This window comes from Saccharopolyspora dendranthemae, assembly GCF_007829955.1.
Classification (GTDB): Bacteria; Actinomycetota; Actinomycetes; order Mycobacteriales; family Pseudonocardiaceae; genus Saccharopolyspora; species Saccharopolyspora dendranthemae.
Genome location: NZ_VIWX01000005.1, coordinates 519,511 through 538,796 on the forward strand (window position 1 = coordinate 519,511; position 19,286 = coordinate 538,796).

Genomic DNA, 19,286 nt, shown 5'->3' on the forward strand with positions numbered 1-19,286 from the left:
ACGCCGTTGCTCTCGACGGTACTCGCGCGGGCGCAGTGCTAGAAGGCGTCGGGGCAGCTCGGGGGCAGGTCGGTGGCCAGCGCGCGGGACGCGGCAGTCAGCGCACCCGGCTCGAGCTCACGCACCCGCCCGGCGGCGGCGAGCTGGAGCAGCGTGGTCCCGCCGAGGTAGGCGGCGGCCAGGTCGGCGACGTCCAGCGCCAGCTGAGCCGGGGCGGTCGTGGACTCACCGCTGAGCCGCCATCGGCCCTCGTTCCACGGGCAGAACGAGTCGGTGACCTCCAGGACGACGTCGCCAGGGAGCTCGCGGGCGGCCAACGCAGCGGGCACGTCGATCAGCCGCAGCCACAGCCCGTCGACGATCCGCTGCTCGGCCGAGCGCGGGTCGGTCAGCAGGTGCACGACCGGCTCGTTGATGGCCGCTTTGCCCCAGAACACCGTGCGGACCAGGTCGAACTCGGTCAGGTACCGCCACAGCGCGGCGTAGGCCTGCGGCGTCTCAGCCACAAGGTGGGTGACCTCCAGCTGGTAGTCCGGTCCCAGCTCGGTCCACCGCTGCGTCGGCCGGTAGATCACGTGGCCTGCGGGGTGCAGCGCGTAGCGGGAGGGGTTCCGGCCCTGGCGCCCCTGGCGCATGTGCTCCAGCGGCTCCCACGACCCGTCCCCGCGCCCGGTCCAGCCGATCCGGTCGGCCGCGACGCGGGCGTGCTGCTCGTGGATGACCGGCAGCGCGCGATCCCGGGCGACCTCGCGCACCGGCCGCTCGTCGATCTCGACGTCGGCGCGGAAGCGGGCGCCGGTGGGCAGCGAGAGGTGGTTCTCGAAGGTCGCCATGCCGTAGCCGAAGCGGCCGTAGATGGCCCCCTCGGAGGCGTAGAGCGCCGCCAGCGCGACGCCCGATTCGCGCAGGTCGTCGAGCTGCCGGCGCATCAGCGAGGACAGCACGCCGCGTCGGCGGTGACCGGGCCTGACGCCGACGGTGGTCACCCCGGCCAGCGGCGAGGAGCGCCCGCCGGGCAGCGTGATCGTGAGGTCGTAGTGACCGGCTACCCCGATCATCTCCGCGCCGTCGCAGACCCCCAGCGCGGTGATGAACGGGACGAGTGGGCGGAACCGGGTCAGGTCGGCCTCGGTGTCCTCCAGGAAAGCGGCCCCGAACACCGCCGGGAAGGCATCCTTCTCGGCAGCGTCGAGCTTCCTCGCTTCAAGATTCCCCATGGAGCATTGGTACCGCCCCAGCGGAATCGAAGCGACCGCTTTTTCAGCCGCCCAGCGGGACCTCGGCGATCGTCTCCCACTCGGTGCTGGAGTGGTCGCGGCTCATCTTGACCAGCGACAACGCCGAGACCTTCGCGGTGGCCGATTCGACGATGGTGGCCTGCAGGGTTGCGATGGCGAAGATCGCCGGACCGTCGGTGGTGGAGTGGGCGAGGCTGACGTGCTTGTCGATGTCCTCGGGCTCGGACGGGACCGCGTCGGGGCCCAGGACCTCGGAGGTGGCGTCGCGGACGGCGGCCCGCAGGTCGAGGACGCTGGACTGCGGTTCAGCGGGCAGCGCCAGCGACTCGGGCAGCACGACCGCGTGGTGGAACGCCAGCGTGAGCGGGAGCACCCCGGCGAGCTTCGGGCGGGTGGCCTCCAGCAGCGTGTCGATGCGGGAGGAGTCCACCTCGTCGGTGAAGCCGATCTCCTGCACGAGGATGTGCATCCATTCCAGCGGGACGAGGTCGAATCCGGGCAGGTCGCGCAGCGCGTACTGGTAGTCGTTGACCAGTTTACGCAGACCGGGCTGGTCGGCCAGCGGCAGCACCCAGGCGTAGCCGGTGCGGCCCGCGTGCCAGTCGGTGCGCCAGCGCGTGTGATTGCGAACCTGATCGGCATGTGGCATGTCGGTCACCCCTCACATAGTGCCCGGACGTGTCCGGAAGTGGGGCGCGCTTGACCTATCTCACGGCTCGGAAGGCTCGGGTTCACCCTGCCGTGCTGCGGCTTTCGGGCGGTCGAGAGTGGCCGCGGCATCGGCGTCGCGCACCCGCAATGTCAGCACAATACCCAGCACCGCGAAGGCCGCCGAGACCAGGAAGGCACCGTGGAACGCGCCCAGCTGCGCATCAGCCACCATCGCTGGTGCGGAGGGGTCCACAGTGGATTGGTTGTGCTGCATGAGCATGGTGAGCACGGTCGCCACGACAGCGGTGCCCAGGGCGGTGGCGACCTGGCGGGTGACGTTGAACATCGAGCTGGCCATGCCCATCGCAGGGCCGGAGATCGCGGCGAACGTGGCGGTCTGGACGGGGGTCATCAGCAGGCCCATCGCCACTCCCTGGGTGGCCAGCAGCAGGCCGAGCGCCCACAGCGGTGTGCTCAGGTTCTGCACCTGCAGCAGTCCGCCGATGATCAGCTGGACCGCGAAGCCGGCGAGCACGAGCCGCTTGGGGCCGATGCGCCCGTAGACCCGGCTGACGACCTGCGTGGTGGCCAGCATCGCGATGGCCTGCGGCATCATCGTCAACCCCGCGAACATCGGCGACACCCCGCGCAACGTCTGCAGGTAGAGCGGGATGAGGAACAGCACGCTGAACATCGCGCCGGTCATGGCCAGCAGCAGCAGGTTGCCGGTGCCGAACAGCCGGTCGCCCAGCAGCCTGAGGTCGAGCATCGGGGACTCGACGCGCAGCTCGCGCCACACGAGCCCGCCGATGAGCAGCACCGAGGCGATGAGGCTCAGCCACACGGCCGGCGCGGCCCAGCCGATCTGCGCGCCCTGGTCCAGACCGACGAGCAGGGTGGCCAGGCCGGTACCGGCGAGCACGAACCCGGGCACGTCGAAGCGGCCGGGGTCGCGGGTCGTCTCCTCCTTGAGGAACAGGAAGGTGAACAGCAGCGCGAGCGCCCCGACCGGCAGGTTGATGAAGAAGATCCACCGCCAGCTCGCGTACTCCACCAGGACACCGCCGATCAAGGGCCCGAGCATCGGGGCGACGGTGATCGGGATGGACAGCACCGCCCCGGCCTTGGCTCGCTCGTGCGCCGGGAAGGCGCGGAACATCATGGCCTGCCCCACGGGCACGAGCATGCCGCCGCCGACGCCTTGGAGGATGCGCGAACCGATGAGCATCTCCATGGACACGGCCATCCCGCACAGCATGGAGGCGAGGGTGAAGATGATCACCGCGGCCTGGAAGGTCTTCTTGCTCCCGAAGCGGTCGGCGATCCATCCGGAGGACGGGATGAACACCGCGAGGCTGATCATGTAGCCGGTCAGCACCCACTGCAGCTGTGCGGGGTCGACCCGGAACTCGCGGCCCAGCGTCGCCAGCGCCACGTTCAAGATCGTGACGTCCAGGATCTGCATGATCAGCGCCAGCACGAACGTGATGCCGACCAGCCACTTGTACTCGAGTCGCCGCACGAATCCCCCCGACATGACGAATCGGAAACGCCTTCAGCATCCCCCACGTGCTCGCGATACCCAAAATGGTTTCGACGCAGACCACAGGCGTCTCAACAGCCCAAACCGCACCACGGGGAAGGACCCGGACAACAAGAAGGGCGGAGTCCCGATTCGTCGACCGGGGAACTCCGCCCTGTTCTGAGCGGGCGACGGGAATCGAACCCGCGTAGCCAGTTTGGAAGACTGGGGCTCTACCATTGAGCTACGCCCGCGTGCCGGTTTCGCCTGTTCCCCGCGAGTGCTCAGCGGGCCGTTGACGACCTTGCGTGCCACAGCTTAACCGGTCGCGATAGGCTCTTCGCAACGCACCCGGTTGATCCGGGCGCGTCGCACGTCGGACGGGGTGTGGCGCAGATTGGTAGCGCACTCGCTTTGGGTGCGAGGGGTCGTGGGTTCAAATCCCGCCACCCCGACGTGTCAGCCGGCCGCTCGCAGCTCTCGCGAGTGGCCGGTTTTGCTTCTCCCGGGCGGTGCGTCCCGGTCTTGGCGGGCCTCGCGGTAACGACCTGGTGAACAACACCGATTTCCCAGGCGTGCGTGATGCGATTCTGGCCGGACCCGGCGTTCAGCGGTCGGCTGCGGTGGTGTGTGCGGTGCTGTGCGCAGCCGTGGTGGGGCTGGTCGCCGTCTCCCTGTGGGTTCCCGGCCCGCCCGCCGCACCGGCGTCGTCCCCGGCGGTGGGGATCGTGACCGCTGTGACGCCCACCGGCCCGGGGGTTCCACCCGCGCGCTGAGCTGGCCCGGCCAGCGGCTGAGCGGGCACGTTCACGCCCTTCTCGCAACCCCAGACCGTGTCCCCCGGCGGGAAGCAATAGACTCGGTGGTCAGCCCGGCATTGGACGTGGTGTTTGGCCGCGCCCTGAAGCCAGCGCCGGGGAATCAAGCACGTTCGCACTAGGAGACCACGTGAAGAGCACCGTCGAGCACCTGAGCCCGACGCGCGTCCGGATCAACGTCGAGGTGCCGTTCGACGAGCTCAAGCCGAACTTCGACCGCGCGTACAAGGCACTCGCCCAGCAGGTCCGCATCCCCGGCTTCCGGCCGGGGAAGGTCCCGGCACGGGTCCTGGAGAGCCGCGTCGGTCGTGGACCCGTGCTCGACGAGGTCGTCAACGAGGCGGTTCCGGCCAAGTACCTGGAGGCTGTCAACAGCGACGAGCTGCGCACCCTCGGTCGCCCGGACATCGAGGTGACCAAGATCGAGGACGGCGCGGAGATCGCGTTCACCGCCGAGGTCGACGTCCGTCCGGAGATCACCATCCCCGCCTTCGGCGAGCTGTCGGTGAGCGTTGACGACGTCGAGGTCGCGGAAGAGGACGTCAACGAGCAGCTGGACTCGCTGCGCGCTCGTTTCGGCACCCTGGCCGGCGTCGAGCGTCCCGCGCAGGAGGGCGACTTCCTCAGCATCGACCTGTCGGCCACGGTCGACGGGGAAGAGGTCGAGGACGCCCAGACCTCGGGTCTGTCGTACGAGATCGGCTCGGGCCAGCTCGTCGAGGGCATCGACGACGCGGTGATCGGCGCGACCGAGGGCGAGACGAAGACCTTCACCACCAAGCTGGTGGCGGGTGAGTACGCGGGCAAGGACGCCGAGGTCTCGGTGAAGGTGAACTCCATCAAGGAGCGCCAGCTGCCGGAGGCCGACGACGAGTTCGCTCAGATGGCCAGCGAGTTCGACACGATCGACGAGCTGATCGCCGACCTGCGCGAGCGCCTGGGCCGGGTCAAGAAGATGGAGCAGGGCATGCAGGCCCGGGACAAGATCCTGGACGTGCTGCTGGAGACCATCGAGGTCCCGCTCCCGGAGAAGGTCGTCGAGCAGGAGATCGAGGCGCGCCAGCACGACGCGGTGCACCCGTTCGACCACGACGAGAAGGCCTTCGAGGCTTGGCTCGAGACGCAGGACAAGAACCGCGAGCAGTTCGACGCCGAGACCCGCGAAGAGGCCGAGAAGGCCGTCCGCACCCAGCTGGTGCTGGACACCATCGCCGATGAAGAGGGCGTGTCGGTCTCGGACGAAGAGCTGACGCAGCGGATCATCTACCAGGCGCAGCGCTTCGGCATGAGCCCGGACCAGTTCGTCCAGCAGGCCCAGGAGTCCGGCCAGATCGGCGCGCTGTTCGCCGACGTCCGACGCAGCAAGGCGCTGTTCTCGGTGGTCCGCCAGGCCACCGTGACCGACTCCGCCGGCACCGCGCTGGACATGGACGAGCTGTTCGGCCCGCAGGAGGACGAGGGGACCCCCGAGGTCGTCGAGGGTGACACCGCCGAGTCCACCGAGGTCGAGGCGAAGGCCGACACCAAGTCGGAGTGACCCGGCTCTCGCCGGACAACTTGATATGCATGCTCTAAGCGAACGTGGGCGGTACTGGGAAGCTGGTGCCGTCCACGTTCGTTAGGGTCGGTTGTAGCGGATCACCCGAGTAGGGAAGCAGGACATCACCCTGCGGTCAGCGAGGACGCCCGGTCGTTCGTCGGGTCCACATTGGAAGGACTGCGGCGAGCTCCGGCAAGACCCGAGCGGCCAGGGTGGACAAGGGCCCATTGTGGGAGAAGGCAGGGAGACGTGACGCAGCACCTGACTGTTCCGGCGTCCGACGCGCAGGCGCCGTCCATGCGGACGGGCACGAACGGACTCTCGCTCAACGACTCGGTTTTCGAGCGGCTGCTGCGGGAGCGGATCATCGTCCTCGGCTCCCAGGTCGAGGAGAACATCTCGAACCAGATCTGCTCGCAGCTGCTGCTGCTGGCGGCCGAGGACCCGGACCGCGACATTTCGTTGTACATCAACTCGCCGGGTGGTTCGGTCACCGCGGGCATGGCGATCTACGACACCATGGAACTCATCAAGCCCGACGTGGCCACCGTCGCGATGGGCATGGCCGCGTCGATGGGGCAGTTCCTGCTCTCCGCGGGTGCCAAGGGCAAGCGCTTCGCGCTGCCGCACGCCCGGATCATGATGCACCAGCCCTCCGCCGGACTGGGCGGAACCGCGGCTGACATCGCGATCCAGGCCAAGATGTTCTCCAAGCACAAGGAGGAGATGGCGGGCCTGATCGCCGGGCAGACGGGCAAGTCCGTCGAGACGATCATGGCCGACTTCGACCGGGACCGGTGGTTCACCGCCGAGGAAGCTCGCGACTACGGGCTCGTGGACTACGTGGCGAGCGCGGCGAACCTGCCGACCAGCTGATCAACCCCGCACCCGGACCTAGTTACGAGGAGTCACCCGTCGTGAACCCTTACCAGTCGTTGCAGTCCCGGTACGTGCTGCCGTCGTTCGTCGAGCGCACCGCGTACGGGGTCAAGGAGTCCAACCCGTACAACAAGCTGTTCGAGGAGCGCATCGTCTTCCTCGGCGTCCAGGTCGACGACGCGTCGGCCAACGACGTGATGGCGCAGCTGCTGTTCCTGGAGTCCGACGACCCGGACCGCGAGATCCAGATGTACATCAACTCCCCCGGTGGCTCGTTCACCGCGATGATGGCCATCTACGACACCATCCAGTACGTGCGGCCCGACGTGCGCACCATCTGCCTGGGCCAGGCGGCTTCGGCGGCGGCGGTGCTGCTGGCCGCGGGCACCGAGGGCAAGCGCCAGGCGCTGCCGAACTCTCGCGTGCTGATCCACCAGCCGTCCGTGGAAGGCATCTACGGTCAGGTCTCCGACCTGGAGATCCAGGCCGCCGAGGTGCAGCGGATGCGCGACCTGATGGAGTCCTCGCTGGCCAAGCACACCAAGCGCTCCCAGGAGCAGGTGCACGAGGACGTCGACCGCGACAAGATCCTCACGGCTGAGCAGGCCAAGGAGTACGGCATCATCGACGAGGTCGTGCCGTACCGGAAGCTCTCCCAGCAGCAGTCCTGACGTCGGCGTTCCCCGGGGGCTGCGCGCCCCCGGGAAACGTTCCGGCTGCGCGAGTTCCGGTCGGTGGTCCTGACGGTGGTGCGGGCGCCACGCCCGGCCGCCGGGATCGCGACACGCCGAGCGCGACGCTGGTCACAGCACGCACGGCGATGACGGACACTGTGAGTCTCCCCGAACTCGGGGAACGACAGGTACCGTCGAAGGCACATACGGTCAGGCACGCTGTTCGGAGGGCGTGCCGGAGGGGACGGGGTCAGCGGTCATGGCACGTATCGGTGACGGCGGCGACCTGCTGAAGTGCTCCTTCTGCGGGAAGAGCCAGAAGCAGGTGAAAAAACTCATCGCCGGCCCCGGCGTGTACATCTGCGATGAGTGCATCGATCTCTGCAACGAGATCATAGAAGAGGAGCTGGCGGAGGCCGGTGAGGTCAAGCTCGACGAGCTGCCCAAGCCCGCGGAGATCCACGAGTTCCTCGACCAGTACGTCATCGGGCAAGATCCGGCCAAGCGCAACCTCTCGGTCGCGGTCTACAACCACTACAAGCGCATCCAGGCCGGTGAGCGGCGCGAGGCGCGTGGTGAAGAGGCCGTCGAACTGGCCAAGTCCAACATCCTGATGCTCGGTCCGACCGGCTGCGGCAAGACGTACCTGGCGCAGACCCTGGCCAAGATGCTCAACGTGCCCTTCGCGATCGCCGACGCCACGGCGCTGACCGAGGCCGGCTACGTGGGCGAGGACGTCGAGAACATCCTGCTGAAGCTGATCCAGGCCGCCGACTACGACGTCAAGCGCGCCGAGACCGGCATCATCTACATCGACGAGGTCGACAAGATCGCTCGCAAGAGCGAGAACCCGTCGATCACCCGTGACGTCTCCGGCGAGGGCGTGCAGCAGGCGCTGCTGAAGATCCTGGAGGGCACCACCGCGAGCGTTCCGCCGCAGGGCGGCCGCAAGCACCCGCACCAGGAGTTCATCCAGATCGACACCACGAACGTGCTGTTCGTCGTGGCCGGCGCGTTCGCCGGGCTGGAGAAGATCGTCGAGGAGCGGGTCGGCAAGCACAGCGTCGGTTTCGGCGCGGAGCTGCGGTCCAAGAGCGACGTCGACACCGCCGACTACTTCTCCGACGTGATGCCCGAGGACCTGATCAAGTACGGCTTGATCCCCGAGTTCATCGGTCGTCTTCCCACGATGGCCAGCGTCACCAACCTCGACAAGCCGTCGCTGGTGCAGATCCTCACCGAGCCGCGCAACGCCCTGGTGAAGCAGTACAAGCGCTTGTTCGAGATGGACAACGTGGAGCTGGAGTTCACCAAGACGGCGCTGGAGGCCATTGCCGATCAGGCCATCCTGCGGGGCACCGGGGCGCGCGGTCTGCGCGCGATCCTGGAAGAGGTCCTGCTGCCGGTCATGTACGACATCCCGAGCCGCTCGGACGTCGCCAAGGTCGTGATCACCGAGCAGACCGTTCGGGAGAACGTGAACCCGACGATCGTCGCCCGGCAGGCCTCGCGTCGGGAGCGTCGCGAGAAGTCCGCCTGATCCCTCTCTTCACGAGCACCCCGTGCTGGTTCCGGCACGGGGTGCTTTTGCGCGCGATCACTCGAAGCGGTCATTCCGGGCGAGTCTCGGGCACCCGGTGCCACGATCTGCGGCGCCGCGGTGAATAGTTGATATTGATGGGTGGCAACGACGAATCCGGGAGTGCCTGCCATGAGCGACATGCACGTTCTGCTGGTCCACGGGATGACCGGTGCCGGGCCCTGGCATTGGCAGCCGTGGCTGGCGGGACAGCTCCGCGACCACGACGCGACGGTGCACGCGCCGGTGCTGCCGGACCCGGATCGGCCCGATCTCGGCCGCTGGCTGCCGGTGCTGCGCGAACGTCTCGCGGCGGTGCCGCCGGAAGCGGAGCTCGTGGTGGCCGCGCACTCGTGCGGGGTGGCGCTGTGGTTGCACCACGCGGCCACGGTCGATCCTGATGACCGCCGCGCGGATCGGGTCCTGCTGGTCGCCCCGCCGGACGCGGAGTGGGACCACCCGGACGCCCGCGACATCACCCCGTATCCGGCGGACGCGACGTCGCTGCGCCGCGCGGCAGGCATGACCCGCTTGGTGGTCGGTACCGGTGACGCCTACCTGCCGATGCACCGCGCCCACGCCCTCGCCGAGGACCTGCAGGTGGAGATGGACGTGATCCTCGACGGCGGGCACCTCAACACGGACGCGGGCTACGGTCCTTGGCCCTCGGTGCTGCGCTGGACCCTCTACGGCTCGGTCCCGCTCCACGACCGCTTCGACGGCGACGCCTACACCGCGGGTCGCTCCCAAGAGGGACTCCGCCTGGTCTGAAGCACGACGGAGTTCACTGGAAATCGGATGAGCTCCGGCGAGTCGTCGGTGCAGGTGAGCTCAGGGGCTGATGTGGCCGCCGATGAAGTCGACGAGTTCGGGCAGCGCCTTGCGGAAGTAGGTCTTGTTGTGGCGTCCCGGGCTCGTCGAGGCGTAGGTGGGGTCGGCCAGCCGGATGAAGCGGCGGGTGCCGTCGATGAAGCGGTCGCCGTTGCCGCACCAGACGCCGACCGGCAGGTCACCGAGGCTCTTGACGTGGCGCAGCGGGTCGATCGCCGTCCACTCCGCCTCGTTGGTGAACGCGCGTCGTTTGCGCATCTCGCGCCAGTTCGTGTGCAGGGCGGGCGCGACCACGCCCGCGGCGCGCAGCGGCTCGCCGAGTTCGCGGCGGCGCCGCGCGTAGACCAGGGCGCCGAAACCGCCCATCGAGATCCCCGCGGCCGCGATCGGCCTGCTCAAGCCGCGCTCGGCCAGCCACCGCGGTACCTCTTCGAGCAGCATGCTCATCGCGTCGTCGTCGGGACGGCGGTGCCAGTAGTTGTTCGGACCACCGTCCACGGACAGCAGCGTGAACGGCGGAATGCGACCGGCCGCAACGGAGTTCGAAAGCCACATGGGCAGGCCGGCGACCGAGTCCAGAGCGTCGCCGAACCGCCCGTGCAGCATCAGGCACACCGGAAGCCCTCGCGGAGACACGCCCGCCGGGTGGATCGCCACCATGTCCACGTGCTGCTTGCGGGCTTCGGAGTAGCGCCGTTCCACGGAGACGTTCTTGGCGAGCGAGACGCGCTGCTCGACCTGGTGCGTCGTGCTGTCGGTGCTCAGCCCGAGACCGGTCGCCGCGAGTCCGGCGACCCCTGAGGTCAGCAGCGTGCGCCGCGACAGCGGGCCGCCGATCGATCGTCGGTGCGGCAAAACCAGTCCTCCTCGAAGCCCCGCCCATCATCCCAAGCGCGGACGCGGTCCGTCACGCGGATTCGACGCTCGCCACACGCTCCTGTCCCGTGTAGACGTTCATCGAGGATCCGCGCAGGAAGCCGATGAGGGTCATGCCTTGCTCCTCGGCCAGGTCCGCGGCCAGTGAGGACGGTGCGGACACGGCTGAGAGCATCGGCACACCGGCCATCGCGGCCTTCTGCACCAGCTCGAACGACGCCCGGCCGGACACCATCAGCACGCAGCCGGTCAGCGGTACGCGGCGTTCCATGAGGGCCCAGCCCATCACCTTGTCCACCGCGTTGTGCCTGCCCACGTCCTCCCGCGCCACCAGCAGCTCGCCGCGGGAGTCGAACAGGCCCGCCGCGTGCAGCCCTCCGGTGGAGTCGAAGACCCGCTGGGCCGCGCGCAGCGCGTCGGGCAGCCCGATGAGGGTTTCGGCGTCGATGCTCAGCGGATCGGAGGCGGGGGAGTGCTGGGTGCGCAGCTTCACCGAGTCCAGCGCGGCCTTGCCGCACACCCCGCAGGACGACGTCGTGTAGAAGTTGCGCTCCACCGAGGCGTCCGGCATCGGAACGCCGGGGGCCAGCGCGATGTCGAGGACGTTGTAGGTGTTGCGCCCGTCGGGTCCGGGGCTGTCGCAGTAGCGGGCGGTGGCCAGCTGCTCGCGATCGGTGATGACGCCCTCGGTCAGCAGGAAACCGTGTGCCAGTTCGACGTCGTGACCCGGTGTGCGCATGGTCACAGACAGCGGCTTGCCGTTCACGCGGATCTCGAGGGGCTCCTCGGCGGCGAGCGTGTCCGGCCTGGTCCGCTTGCCGTTCGCGGCGATCCGAAGCACCGGTCGTCGCACGGTGACGCGTCCCATGGGCCCTCCTCGAACTTTGTTTCGGTTTGAATGAGATGGGGCATTCGAGGCCGTTCCCAACAGTATGCTCGGCGCGCTGATCAACGTCGCGAAGCCGGGAGGCCCAATGGTTTCAGGGCTGCTTTCACCCAGTCGAACAGTCGCTCCACCGGACTGGAGCAGATGGCTGATCCCACCGGCAGCGCTGGCGGTGCACCTGTCGATCGGGCAGGTCTACGCGTGGAGCGTGTTCAAGCCTCCGCTGGAGGACGCCCTGGGCCTGTCGGGCACCTTGAGCGCGCTGCCGTTCCAGCTGGGCATCGTGATGCTGGGCCTGTCGGCCGCGCTGGGCGGCACGATGGTGGAGAGGCGCGGTCCGCGCTGGGCCATGACCGTCTCGACGGTCTGCTTCTCGCTGGGGTTCCTGATCTCGTCGCTCGGCGTCGCGCTGGGCCAGTACTGGCTGGTGGTGCTCGGCTACGGCTTCGTGGGCGGCATCGGGCTGGGAATCGGCTACATCTCGCCGGTGTCGACGCTGATGAAGTGGTTCCCGGACCGGCCGGGCATGGCCACCGGCATCGCCATCATGGGTTTCGGCGGCGGTGCGCTGATCGCCTCGCCGTGGTCGACGCAGATGCTGGACACCTTCGGCGAGGACCGCTCCGGAATCGCGCAGACGTTCCTGGTGCACGGCGTGGTCTACGCGGTGTTCATGTCGCTGGGCGCGCTGCTGGTGCGCACCCCGGCTCCGGGCTGGAAGCCGAAGTCGATGCCCGAGCAGGTCGCCAAGCCGATGATCACCACGGCCGACGTGACGGCCAAGAACGCCTTGCGCACCCCGCAGTTCTGGTTGCTGTGGATCATCCTGTGCTGCAACGTCACCGCGGGCATCGGCATCCTGGAGAAGGCTTCGCCGATGATCGTGGGCTTCTTCTCCAACAGCACGACCCCGGTGGCCACCGGAGCGGCGGCAGGGTTCGTGGCGTTGCTGTCGCTGACCAACATGGCCGGTCGGTTCGTGTGGTCCTCCGCATCGGACGTGGTGGGGCGCAAGAACATCTACCGGCTCTACCTGGGCGGCGGAACGCTGCTGTACCTGGGAATCCTGCTGTTCGGCGCGACCGGCGTCCCGGTGTTCGTGCTGTGCGCGATCCTGATCCTGTCGTTCTACGGCGGGGGCTTCTCCACCGCGCCCGCGTACTTGAAGGACCTCTTCGGCAACCTGCAGGTCGGCGCGATCCACGGCCGGCTGCTCACGGCGTGGTCGGTGGCCGGCGTGCTCGGACCGCTGATCGTCAACGCCGTGGCCGACGCGCAGGAAGCGGGCGGCGCGAAGGGCCCTGATCTGTACGCGGTCTCGCTCTACATCATGATCGGGCTGCTCGTTGTCGGGTTCATCGCCAACGAGCTGATCCGGCCGGTCGACCCGAAGTTCCACGAACCGGTGAAGGGAGCGGACGAGTGACGTCCACGAACCGCCAAGTCCTCCTGGTCATCGCCTGGCTCTGGGTGGGTGTCCCGTTCCTCTACGGCCTCTACGAGCTCATCACCAAGGTCACCAAGCTCTTCACCGGCTGACCTGACGGGTGTGGGAGGGCGCGGCTCGCAGCGGGCCGCGCCCTCGTGCTGCGCGTCACTTCTGCGCTGCGGGCGGGCGGTGGTATGCCCGGGCGGGACGCCATCCGGGCACTCGTAGAATTCGGCGTGTGACACAGACCCACGCAGCCGCAGCCAACCGTGAACTCCCGTCGTCCTGGAACCCGGCCGACGTAGAGGCAGAGCTGTACGAGCGCTGGGTAGCCGCCGAGTACTTCACCGCCGACCCCCACAGCGACAAGCCGCCGTTCACGATCGTCATCCCGCCGCCGAACGTCACCGGCAGCCTGCACATCGGGCACGCCTTCGAGCACACCCTGATGGACATCCTCACCCGGCGTCGCCGCATGCAGGGCTACGAGGCCCTCTGGCTGCCGGGCATGGATCACGCCAGCATCGCGGTGCAGGCGCTGGTCGAGAAGCAGCTGCGCGAGGAGGGCGTCGACCACCGCGAGCTGGGCCGCGAGAAGTTCCTGGAGCGCGTCTGGCAGTGGAAGGACAAGCACGGCGGAGCGATCCTGTCGCAGATGCGTCGCCTCGGTGACAGCGTCGACTGGTCCCGCGAGCGCTTCACCATGGACGACGGCCTGTCCCGCGCCGTCCAGACGATCTTCAAGAACCTCTACGACGACGGCCTGATCTACCGCGCCGAGCGGCTGGTCAACTGGTCGCCCGAGATGCGCACCGCGATCTCCGACATCGAGGTGGAGCACAAGGAGGTCGAGGGCGAGCTCGTCTCCATGCGCTACGGCGACGGTGACGACTCGATCGTGGTGGCCACCACGCGGGTCGAGACGATGCTCGGCGACACCGCCATCGCGGTGCACCCCGACGACCAGCGCTACCAGCACGTCGTCGGCACCGAGGTCGAGCTGCCGCTGACCGGCCGCAAGATCCCGATCGTGCCCGACGAGCACGTCGACCCGGAGTTCGGCACGGGTGCGGTCAAGGTGACCCCGGCGCACGACCCGAACGACTTCGAGATCGGCAAGCGGCACGACCTGCCGATGCTCACGATCATGGACGAGCAGGGCCGCATCGCCCACACCGGAACCCGCTTCGACGGCATGGACCGCTTCGAGGCCCGGGTGGCGGTGCGCGAGGCACTGCGCGAGCAGGACCGCATCGTCGCAGAGAAGCGGCCCTACCTGCACAGCGTCGGCCACAGCTCGCGCTCCAAGGAGCCGATCGAGCCGCGGCTGTCGCTGCAGTGGTTCGTCAAGGTGGGCCCGCTGGCGCAGGCCGCAGGCGACGCCGTGCGCGACGGCCGGGTCGCCGTGCACCCGCCGGAGATGTCGAAGCGCTACTTCGACTGGGTCGACAACCTGCACGACTGGGCCATCTCCCGGCAGCTGTGGTGGGGCCACCGGATCCCGATCTGGTACGGACCGGGCGGCGAGGTCGTGTGCGTCGGCCCCGACGAGGAGCCGCCGCAGGGCGAGGGCTGGCGCCAGGACGAGGACGTCCTCGACACCTGGTTCTCCTCCGGCCTGTGGCCGTTCTCCACGATGGGCTGGCCCGACGAGACCCCGGAGCTGGAGAAGTTCTACCCGACGTCCGTGCTGGTCACCGGCTACGACATCCTCTTCTTCTGGGTCGTCCGGATGATGATGATGGGCCTGTACGCGATGAAGGACCGGGACCCGGCCGAGGCCGTTCCGTTCAAGACCATCGCGCTGCACGGCATGGTCCGCGACGCGCACGGCAAGAAGATGTCGAAGTCCGCGGGCAACACCGTCGATCCGATCGAGTGGATGGACACCTACGGCACCGACGCGCTGCGGTTCACCCTCGCGCGCGGAGCCAACCCGGGCACCGATTCGCCGATCAGCGAGGAGTGGGTCTCGGCGTCCCGCAGCTTCGGCACGAAGCTGTTCAACGCCACCAAGTTCGCTCTGATGAACGGTGCCCGCGTGCCGTCGTCCGAGCTGCGGCGGGAGTCGCTGACGGACGCGGATCTCTGGATCCTCGACCGCCTCGACGCCCTGGTGTCCCACGTGGACGACATGCTGGAGGACTTCCAGTTCGCCAAGGCGACCGAGGCGCTCTACCACTTCACGTGGGACGAGTTCTGCGACTGGTACCTGGAGCTGTCCAAGGTCCAGATGGATGGTTCGCAGGAGCGGGTCGAGAGCACCCGCGAGGTCCTCGGGCACGTCCTCGACGTGCTGCTGCGCCTGCTGCACCCGACGATCCCGTTCCTCACCGAGACCCTGTGGACGGCGCTGACCGGCCGCGAGTCCGTGGTGATCGCCGACTGGCCGAAGGCCACCGGTGCTGAAGCCGACAGCGGTGCCGCCGACCGGATCTCGGCGACCCAGAAGCTGATCACCGAGATCCGCCGGTTCCGCTCCGACCAGGGCCTCAAGCCCGGCCAGAAGGTGGCGGCGCGGCTTGGCGGGGTCGAGCAGCTGGGTCTGGCCGAGCACGTGGCCGCCGTGCGGTCGCTGGCGAAGGTGACCGAGGCGGGGGACGACTTCACCTCCTCGGCCTCCATCGAGGTCGGCCTGGCGGGCGGGACCGTCGACGTCGAGCTGGACCTCTCCGGCGCGGTCGACGTCGAGGCCGAGCGCAAGCGCCTCGCCAAGGACCTCGCCGCCGCGGAGAAGGAGCTGTCCGGAGCCGACAAGAAGCTCGGCAACCAGGCGTTCCTGGACAAGGCGCCGGCCGACGTGGTCGACAAGATCAAGGCCCGCCGCGAGGTCGCGGAGTCCGACATCGCGCGCATCACCGCCCGGCTGGAAGCCCTCCCGCAGGGCTGACGCACGTCGACGAGGGGTCCTCTTCGGAGGGCCCCTCGTCGTGCTGAGCGGGGCTGGGCGGCCGCTCACCAGGAGAGACGTAGACTTCAACCTCGGCATTTTCGTCGTTGGCAGGGGAGTGGGCACTTGACCGGCATGGATCCCGGTGCGTTGCACGAGTTGCGCGTGGTGGAGGCCGAGCTCAACGAACGCTGGCCGGAGACCAAGATCGAGCCGTCGCTGGATCGCATCCGCGCGCTCACCGACCTGCTCGCCGAACCCCAGAGCAACTATCCGGTCGTTCAGATCGCGGGCACCAACGGCAAGTCGTCCACGACGCGCATCATCGACGCGCTGCTGACCGGGCTCGAACTGCGCACCGGCCGCTACACCAGCCCGCACCTGCAGCTCGCGACCGAGCGCATCGGTGTCGACGGCGCCCCGATCAGCCCCGCCGGGTACGTCGAGGCGTACCGCGACGTCGCTCCCTACGTGTCCATCGTGGACTCCCAGAGCGACGTCAGGATGAGCAAGTTCGAGGTGCTCACCGGCATGGCCTACGCGGCGTTCGCGGACGCCCCGGTCGACGCCGGGGTCGTGGAGGTCGGGCTCGGCGGCAGCTGGGACGCCACCAACGTCGCCGACGCCAAGATCGCGGTGATCTGCCCGGTCGCGCTCGACCACGCCGAGTACCTCGGCACCGACATCGCCGGGATCGCCCGGGAGAAGGCCGGAATCATCAAGCCGGAGTCGGTCGTGGTCATGGCCTCCCAGCCCGTCGAGGCGCAGCAGGAGATCATGAACCGGATCGCCGAGGTCGACGCGACCGTGGCGCGCGAGGGCCAGGAGTTCGGCGTGCTGGAGCGGACCGTCGCGGTCGGCGGTCAGCTGCTGAAGCTGCAGGGCCTCGGCGGTGTCTACGACGAGATCTTCCTGCCGCTGCACGGCGAGCACCAGGCCCGCAACGCGGCGCTGGCGCTGGCGGCCGTCGAGGCGTTCTTCGGCGCCGGTGCCGATCGTCAGCTGGACGTGGACCGGATCCGCTCCGGGTTCGCCTCGGTCATCGTGCCCGGCAGGCTGGAGCGCGTGCGGGCGGCACCGACGGTGCTCGTCGACGCCGCCCACAACCCGCACGGCACCCGCGCGCTGGCCGACGCGCTGAGCTCGGAGTTCAGCTTCCGCAAGCTCGTCGCGGTGGTCGGCGTGCTGGGCGACAAGGACGCGCGCGGCATCCTGGCCGAGCTGGAGCCGGTGGTGGAGGAGCTGGTGCTGACCCGCAACTCCTCGCCGCGCTCGCTGGACCCGGACGAGCTGGCGGGGATCGCGCTGGACATCTTCGGGCAGGACCGGATCATGGTCGAGCCCCGGCTGGACAACGCGGTCGAGCAGGCGATCCAGCTGGCGGAGGAGACCGACGACCCGGGCGAGTCGGTGTCCGGCGGAGGTGTCGTGATCACCGGATCCGTGGTGACCGCGGGAGAGGCCCGCGCCCTGTTCGGCAAGGAGCCCGCGTGAGCGAGACGGGAGCGGTCGTGGCCGAGGAATCGGAGCCTGAGAAGGGCCTGCCGGAGGCGCCGGAGGGCGTGCGGGACCCGTGGAAGGGCTTGCGCGGCATCATGGCGGCCACCCTGGCGCTGGAGTTCATCACGTTCCTGCTGGCGCTGCCGGTGGTGTGGAAGTTCGGCGCGGGAGTCTCCAGCGCCGGCTTCGTGATCGTCATCGTGCTGTCGGTGCTGATGCTGGCGGCCGCCTTCGTGCAGCGCCGCCCCTGGGGGCTGGGGTTCGCGCTGGCGCTGCAGGTGGCCATGATCCTGTGCGCCTTCATCCACGTCTCGATCGGCATCATGGGCGCGATCTTCGCGCTGATCTGGGCCTACGTCCTGCACCTGCGCAAGGACATCGCCAAGCGCATGCGCGAGGGCCAGCTCTACGACCAGCTCGGCCACCCCCCGGGCTACCCGGAGGGCACGGACTAGGAGCTTGTTCGGGAGTTCTTCTGCGTGGCGGTGCGGGTGGCGGAACCTGAGCGCCTTCGTGGTCTCCGTGCGCCGCTCCTGATGTATGCCAATACACGGCGTCGGCGGCGTACTCGCCACGAAGGCGCTCAGAACCCGCGGCGGTGCGGGCTGAGTCCCACACCTGAAACAGCGGCTCCGCCGCACTCCTCAACAGCTCCTAGCCCTTTACCTGCGGAAACCTCGGGGCCATTCCAGTATCGCGCGGCTTTCGCCCGGGTCAGGCGAGGTCGACGACGGCTCGGCCGAGGATCTCGCCGCGGTTGAGGGCGTCGAAGGCGTCCTGGACCTTCTCGAAGGGGTAGCGGCGGCTGATGGCGTCCTGCGGGCGCAGGTGCCCCCGGGCGACCAGGTCGAGCAGCACCGGCATGTCGCGCCGGGGCTTCGCGCCGTAGGAGCCCTTGATCTGCAGCTTGCGCCTGGCGATGGTGGCGAGGTCGAACTCGCCGGTCGTGCCGCGGGCCGCGATGCCGACCACGACCACCTGGCCGCCCTCGACGACCGAGTCCCGGGCGACGTTGAAGGTGGGCACCGCGCCCAGCGCCTCGAACGCGACGTCCACGCCGCGCCCTCCGGTGAGCTCGCGGATCACCGCGGGAGCGTCCACCTCGGACGAGTTGACGGTGTGCGTGGCGCCGAGCCGGCGGGCGCCTTCGAGCTTGTCCTCGCTGATGTCCACCGCGATGATCGTCGACGCGCCGAACACGGCCGCCAGCTGGATCAGGGCCGAGCCCACACCACCCGCGGCCACCACCGCGACGGTGTCGCCGACCTGCACGTTCGCCGCGTGCCGGAGCGCGCCGTAGGCGGTCATCGTCGAGCACCCGACCGAGGCCACGTCCGAGAGCTCGATCCCGTCGGGAACCCGGTACACCGAGGTCGCGGGCGTCACGCAGCGCTCGGCCAGCCCGCCCTGCGAGTACATCCACACCGGTTCGCCGCCGCTGCGGTGCAGCCGGGTGTCGTCGTCGTAGAGCTTGCCCTGACCGCGGTTGAACCGGAAGAACCGCTCGCAGATCTCCTCGTTGCCGCGGGAGCACTGCCCGCACTGGCCGCACGGCATGATGAAGCTGGTCACGACCGGATCGCCCACCGACAGCCCGCTCACGCCGGAGCCCAGCTCGGAGATCACGCCGGCGACCTCGTGGCCGAGCACGGCCGGGGTCGGGAACGGCAGCTCGCCCTTCATCACGTGGAGATCGCTGTGGCAGGCGCCGCAGGAGTGCACGTCGATGGCGACCTCCCCGGCCCTCGGCGTCGGATCTCCCAGCTGCTCGATCTGCAGCGGTGCGTTGGCGGCGGTGTGCACGGCGGCGCGCATCGTGACCTCCTCGTCAGACCGGCCAGTCGGTTTCTCCGGCCGTGAAGCTAGCCGTCCGTCGCGCTGCGCACCAGGGCCCGCGCGGAAGCGGGATCTGCACACCGAAGTTTCACCTGCCCGTTCACCTGTGGTGATCGCCGCGCGGTCTGGCCGGTCTA

17 protein-coding genes and 2 tRNA genes are annotated in these 19,286 nt (G+C 68.9%); 11 read left to right on the top strand and 8 right to left on the bottom strand.

The genetic code is table 11. The features are described from left to right. Positions 1–38 precede the first annotated feature (38 nt). The 4 genes from FHU35_RS24150 to FHU35_RS24165 form a co-directional block, all read right to left on the bottom strand. Complete coding sequence (locus FHU35_RS24150; RefSeq protein WP_145743599.1) at positions 39–1,217, bottom strand: GNAT family N-acetyltransferase; 1,179 nt, start codon at positions 1,215–1,217, stop codon at positions 39–41. Positions 1,218–1,260: 43 nt separating this feature from the next. Further along, the gene (locus tag FHU35_RS24155) at positions 1,261–1,887 is read right to left on the bottom strand and encodes a 2'-5' RNA ligase family protein (protein WP_145743601.1); all 627 of its coding nucleotides are present in this window, start codon (positions 1,885–1,887) and stop codon (positions 1,261–1,263) included. A gap of 60 nt (positions 1,888–1,947) precedes the next feature. Then, positions 1,948–3,411: an MDR family MFS transporter gene (locus FHU35_RS24160; RefSeq protein WP_145743603.1), complete on the bottom strand. Its 1,464-nt coding sequence runs from the start codon at positions 3,409–3,411 to the stop codon at positions 1,948–1,950. A gap of 183 nt (positions 3,412–3,594) precedes the next feature. Next, positions 3,595–3,665, bottom strand: a tRNA-Gly gene (locus tag FHU35_RS24165). 127 nt (positions 3,666–3,792) lie between these two features. Between FHU35_RS24165 and FHU35_RS24170 the strand changes: the two genes are divergently transcribed. Continuing rightward, a tRNA-Pro gene (locus FHU35_RS24170) sits at positions 3,793–3,866 on the top strand. Between the two features lie 152 nt (positions 3,867–4,018). Here FHU35_RS24170 and FHU35_RS24175 read toward each other — a convergent pair. Further along, the gene (locus FHU35_RS24175; RefSeq protein ID WP_145743605.1) at positions 4,019–4,222 is read right to left on the bottom strand and encodes a hypothetical protein; all 204 of its coding nucleotides are present in this window, start codon (positions 4,220–4,222) and stop codon (positions 4,019–4,021) included. Between the two features lie 137 nt (positions 4,223–4,359). Here FHU35_RS24175 and tig point away from each other — a divergent pair, with 137 nt between their 5' ends. The 5 genes from tig (at position 4,360) to FHU35_RS24200 (ending at position 9,672) form a co-directional block, all read left to right on the top strand. Next, positions 4,360–5,766 carry a trigger factor gene (gene tig, locus FHU35_RS24180; RefSeq protein WP_145743607.1) on the top strand — a complete coding sequence of 469 codons (1,407 nt, stop codon included), beginning with the start codon at positions 4,360–4,362 and terminating at the stop codon, positions 5,764–5,766. Positions 5,767–6,018: 252 nt separating this feature from the next. Further along, entirely contained in the window at positions 6,019–6,645 is a 627-nt protein-coding gene (locus FHU35_RS24185; protein WP_145743610.1) for a ClpP family protease, read from the top strand. Between the two features lie 41 nt (positions 6,646–6,686). Then, positions 6,687–7,319 (top strand): ATP-dependent Clp protease proteolytic subunit, encoded by a 633-nt coding sequence (locus FHU35_RS24190; protein WP_145743612.1) that lies wholly within the window; start codon positions 6,687–6,689, stop codon positions 7,317–7,319. Positions 7,320–7,581: 262 nt separating this feature from the next. Beyond that, positions 7,582–8,862 (top strand): ATP-dependent Clp protease ATP-binding subunit ClpX, encoded by a 1,281-nt coding sequence (clpX, locus tag FHU35_RS24195; protein ID WP_145743615.1) that lies wholly within the window; start codon positions 7,582–7,584, stop codon positions 8,860–8,862. Between the two features lie 171 nt (positions 8,863–9,033). Beyond that, a complete protein-coding gene (locus FHU35_RS24200) occupies positions 9,034–9,672 on the top strand; it encodes an RBBP9/YdeN family alpha/beta hydrolase (RefSeq protein WP_145743617.1) in 639 nt (212 codons plus the stop codon). 60 nt (positions 9,673–9,732) lie between these two features. On the opposite strand, the gene FHU35_RS24205 is transcribed toward FHU35_RS24200, so the two are convergent. Beyond that, positions 9,733–10,587 carry an alpha/beta hydrolase gene (locus tag FHU35_RS24205; RefSeq protein ID WP_246110538.1) on the bottom strand — a complete coding sequence of 285 codons (855 nt, stop codon included), beginning with the start codon at positions 10,585–10,587 and terminating at the stop codon, positions 9,733–9,735. A 52-nt stretch (positions 10,588–10,639) separates the two neighbouring features. Next, entirely contained in the window at positions 10,640–11,476 is an 837-nt protein-coding gene (gene fdhD / locus FHU35_RS24210; protein WP_145743619.1) for a formate dehydrogenase accessory sulfurtransferase FdhD, read from the bottom strand. 106 nt (positions 11,477–11,582) lie between these two features. Here fdhD and FHU35_RS24215 point away from each other — a divergent pair, with 106 nt between their 5' ends. The 5 genes from FHU35_RS24215 to FHU35_RS24230 all read left to right on the top strand — a co-directional run bounded on the left by FHU35_RS24215 (position 11,583) and on the right by FHU35_RS24230 (position 17,768). Then, on the top strand, positions 11,583–12,920 hold the full coding sequence (locus FHU35_RS24215) for an L-lactate MFS transporter (protein WP_145743621.1): 1,338 nt from the start codon (positions 11,583–11,585) through the stop codon (positions 12,918–12,920). Next, entirely contained in the window at positions 12,917–13,033 is a 117-nt protein-coding gene (locus FHU35_RS30460; protein ID WP_425474177.1) for an MFS transporter small subunit, read from the top strand. Before FHU35_RS24215 ends, FHU35_RS30460 begins: the two co-directional genes overlap by 4 nt. 128 nt (positions 13,034–13,161) lie before the next feature. Then, a complete protein-coding gene (locus FHU35_RS24220; RefSeq protein WP_145743623.1) occupies positions 13,162–15,813 on the top strand; it encodes a valine--tRNA ligase in 2,652 nt (883 codons plus the stop codon). 135 nt (positions 15,814–15,948) lie between these two features. After that, the gene (folC, locus tag FHU35_RS24225) at positions 15,949–17,307 is read left to right on the top strand and encodes a bifunctional tetrahydrofolate synthase/dihydrofolate synthase (protein ID WP_186459596.1); all 1,359 of its coding nucleotides are present in this window, start codon (positions 15,949–15,951) and stop codon (positions 17,305–17,307) included. Beyond that, positions 17,304–17,768 (top strand): DUF4233 domain-containing protein, encoded by a 465-nt coding sequence (locus FHU35_RS24230; protein WP_246110539.1) that lies wholly within the window; start codon positions 17,304–17,306, stop codon positions 17,766–17,768. The genes folC and FHU35_RS24230 overlap by 4 nt, the downstream gene beginning before the upstream one ends. 259 nt (positions 17,769–18,027) lie before the next feature. On the opposite strand, the gene FHU35_RS24235 is transcribed toward FHU35_RS24230, so the two are convergent. Then, on the bottom strand, positions 18,028–19,128 hold the full coding sequence (locus FHU35_RS24235) for a zinc-binding dehydrogenase (RefSeq protein ID WP_145743627.1): 1,101 nt from the start codon (positions 19,126–19,128) through the stop codon (positions 18,028–18,030). Positions 19,129–19,286 lie beyond the last annotated feature (158 nt).

Coding starts and splice junctions, on each gene's coding strand:
- FHU35_RS24150 (WP_145743599.1), bottom strand. CDS start 1,217: ATGGGGAATCTTGAAGCGAGGAAGCTCGACGCTGCCGAGAAGGATGCC.
- FHU35_RS24155 (WP_145743601.1), bottom strand. CDS start 1,887: ATGCCACATGCCGATCAGGTTCGCAATCACACGCGCTGGCGCACCGAC.
- clpX (WP_145743615.1), top strand. CDS start 7,582: ATGGCACGTATCGGTGACGGCGGCGACCTGCTGAAGTGCTCCTTCTGC.
- FHU35_RS24200 (WP_145743617.1), top strand. CDS start 9,034: ATGAGCGACATGCACGTTCTGCTGGTCCACGGGATGACCGGTGCCGGG.
- fdhD (WP_145743619.1), bottom strand. CDS start 11,476: ATGGGACGCGTCACCGTGCGACGACCGGTGCTTCGGATCGCCGCGAAC.
- FHU35_RS24215 (WP_145743621.1), top strand. CDS start 11,583: ATGGTTTCAGGGCTGCTTTCACCCAGTCGAACAGTCGCTCCACCGGAC.
- folC (WP_186459596.1), top strand. CDS start 15,949: ATGGATCCCGGTGCGTTGCACGAGTTGCGCGTGGTGGAGGCCGAGCTC.
- FHU35_RS24235 (WP_145743627.1), bottom strand. CDS start 19,128: ATGCGCGCCGCCGTGCACACCGCCGCCAACGCACCGCTGCAGATCGAG.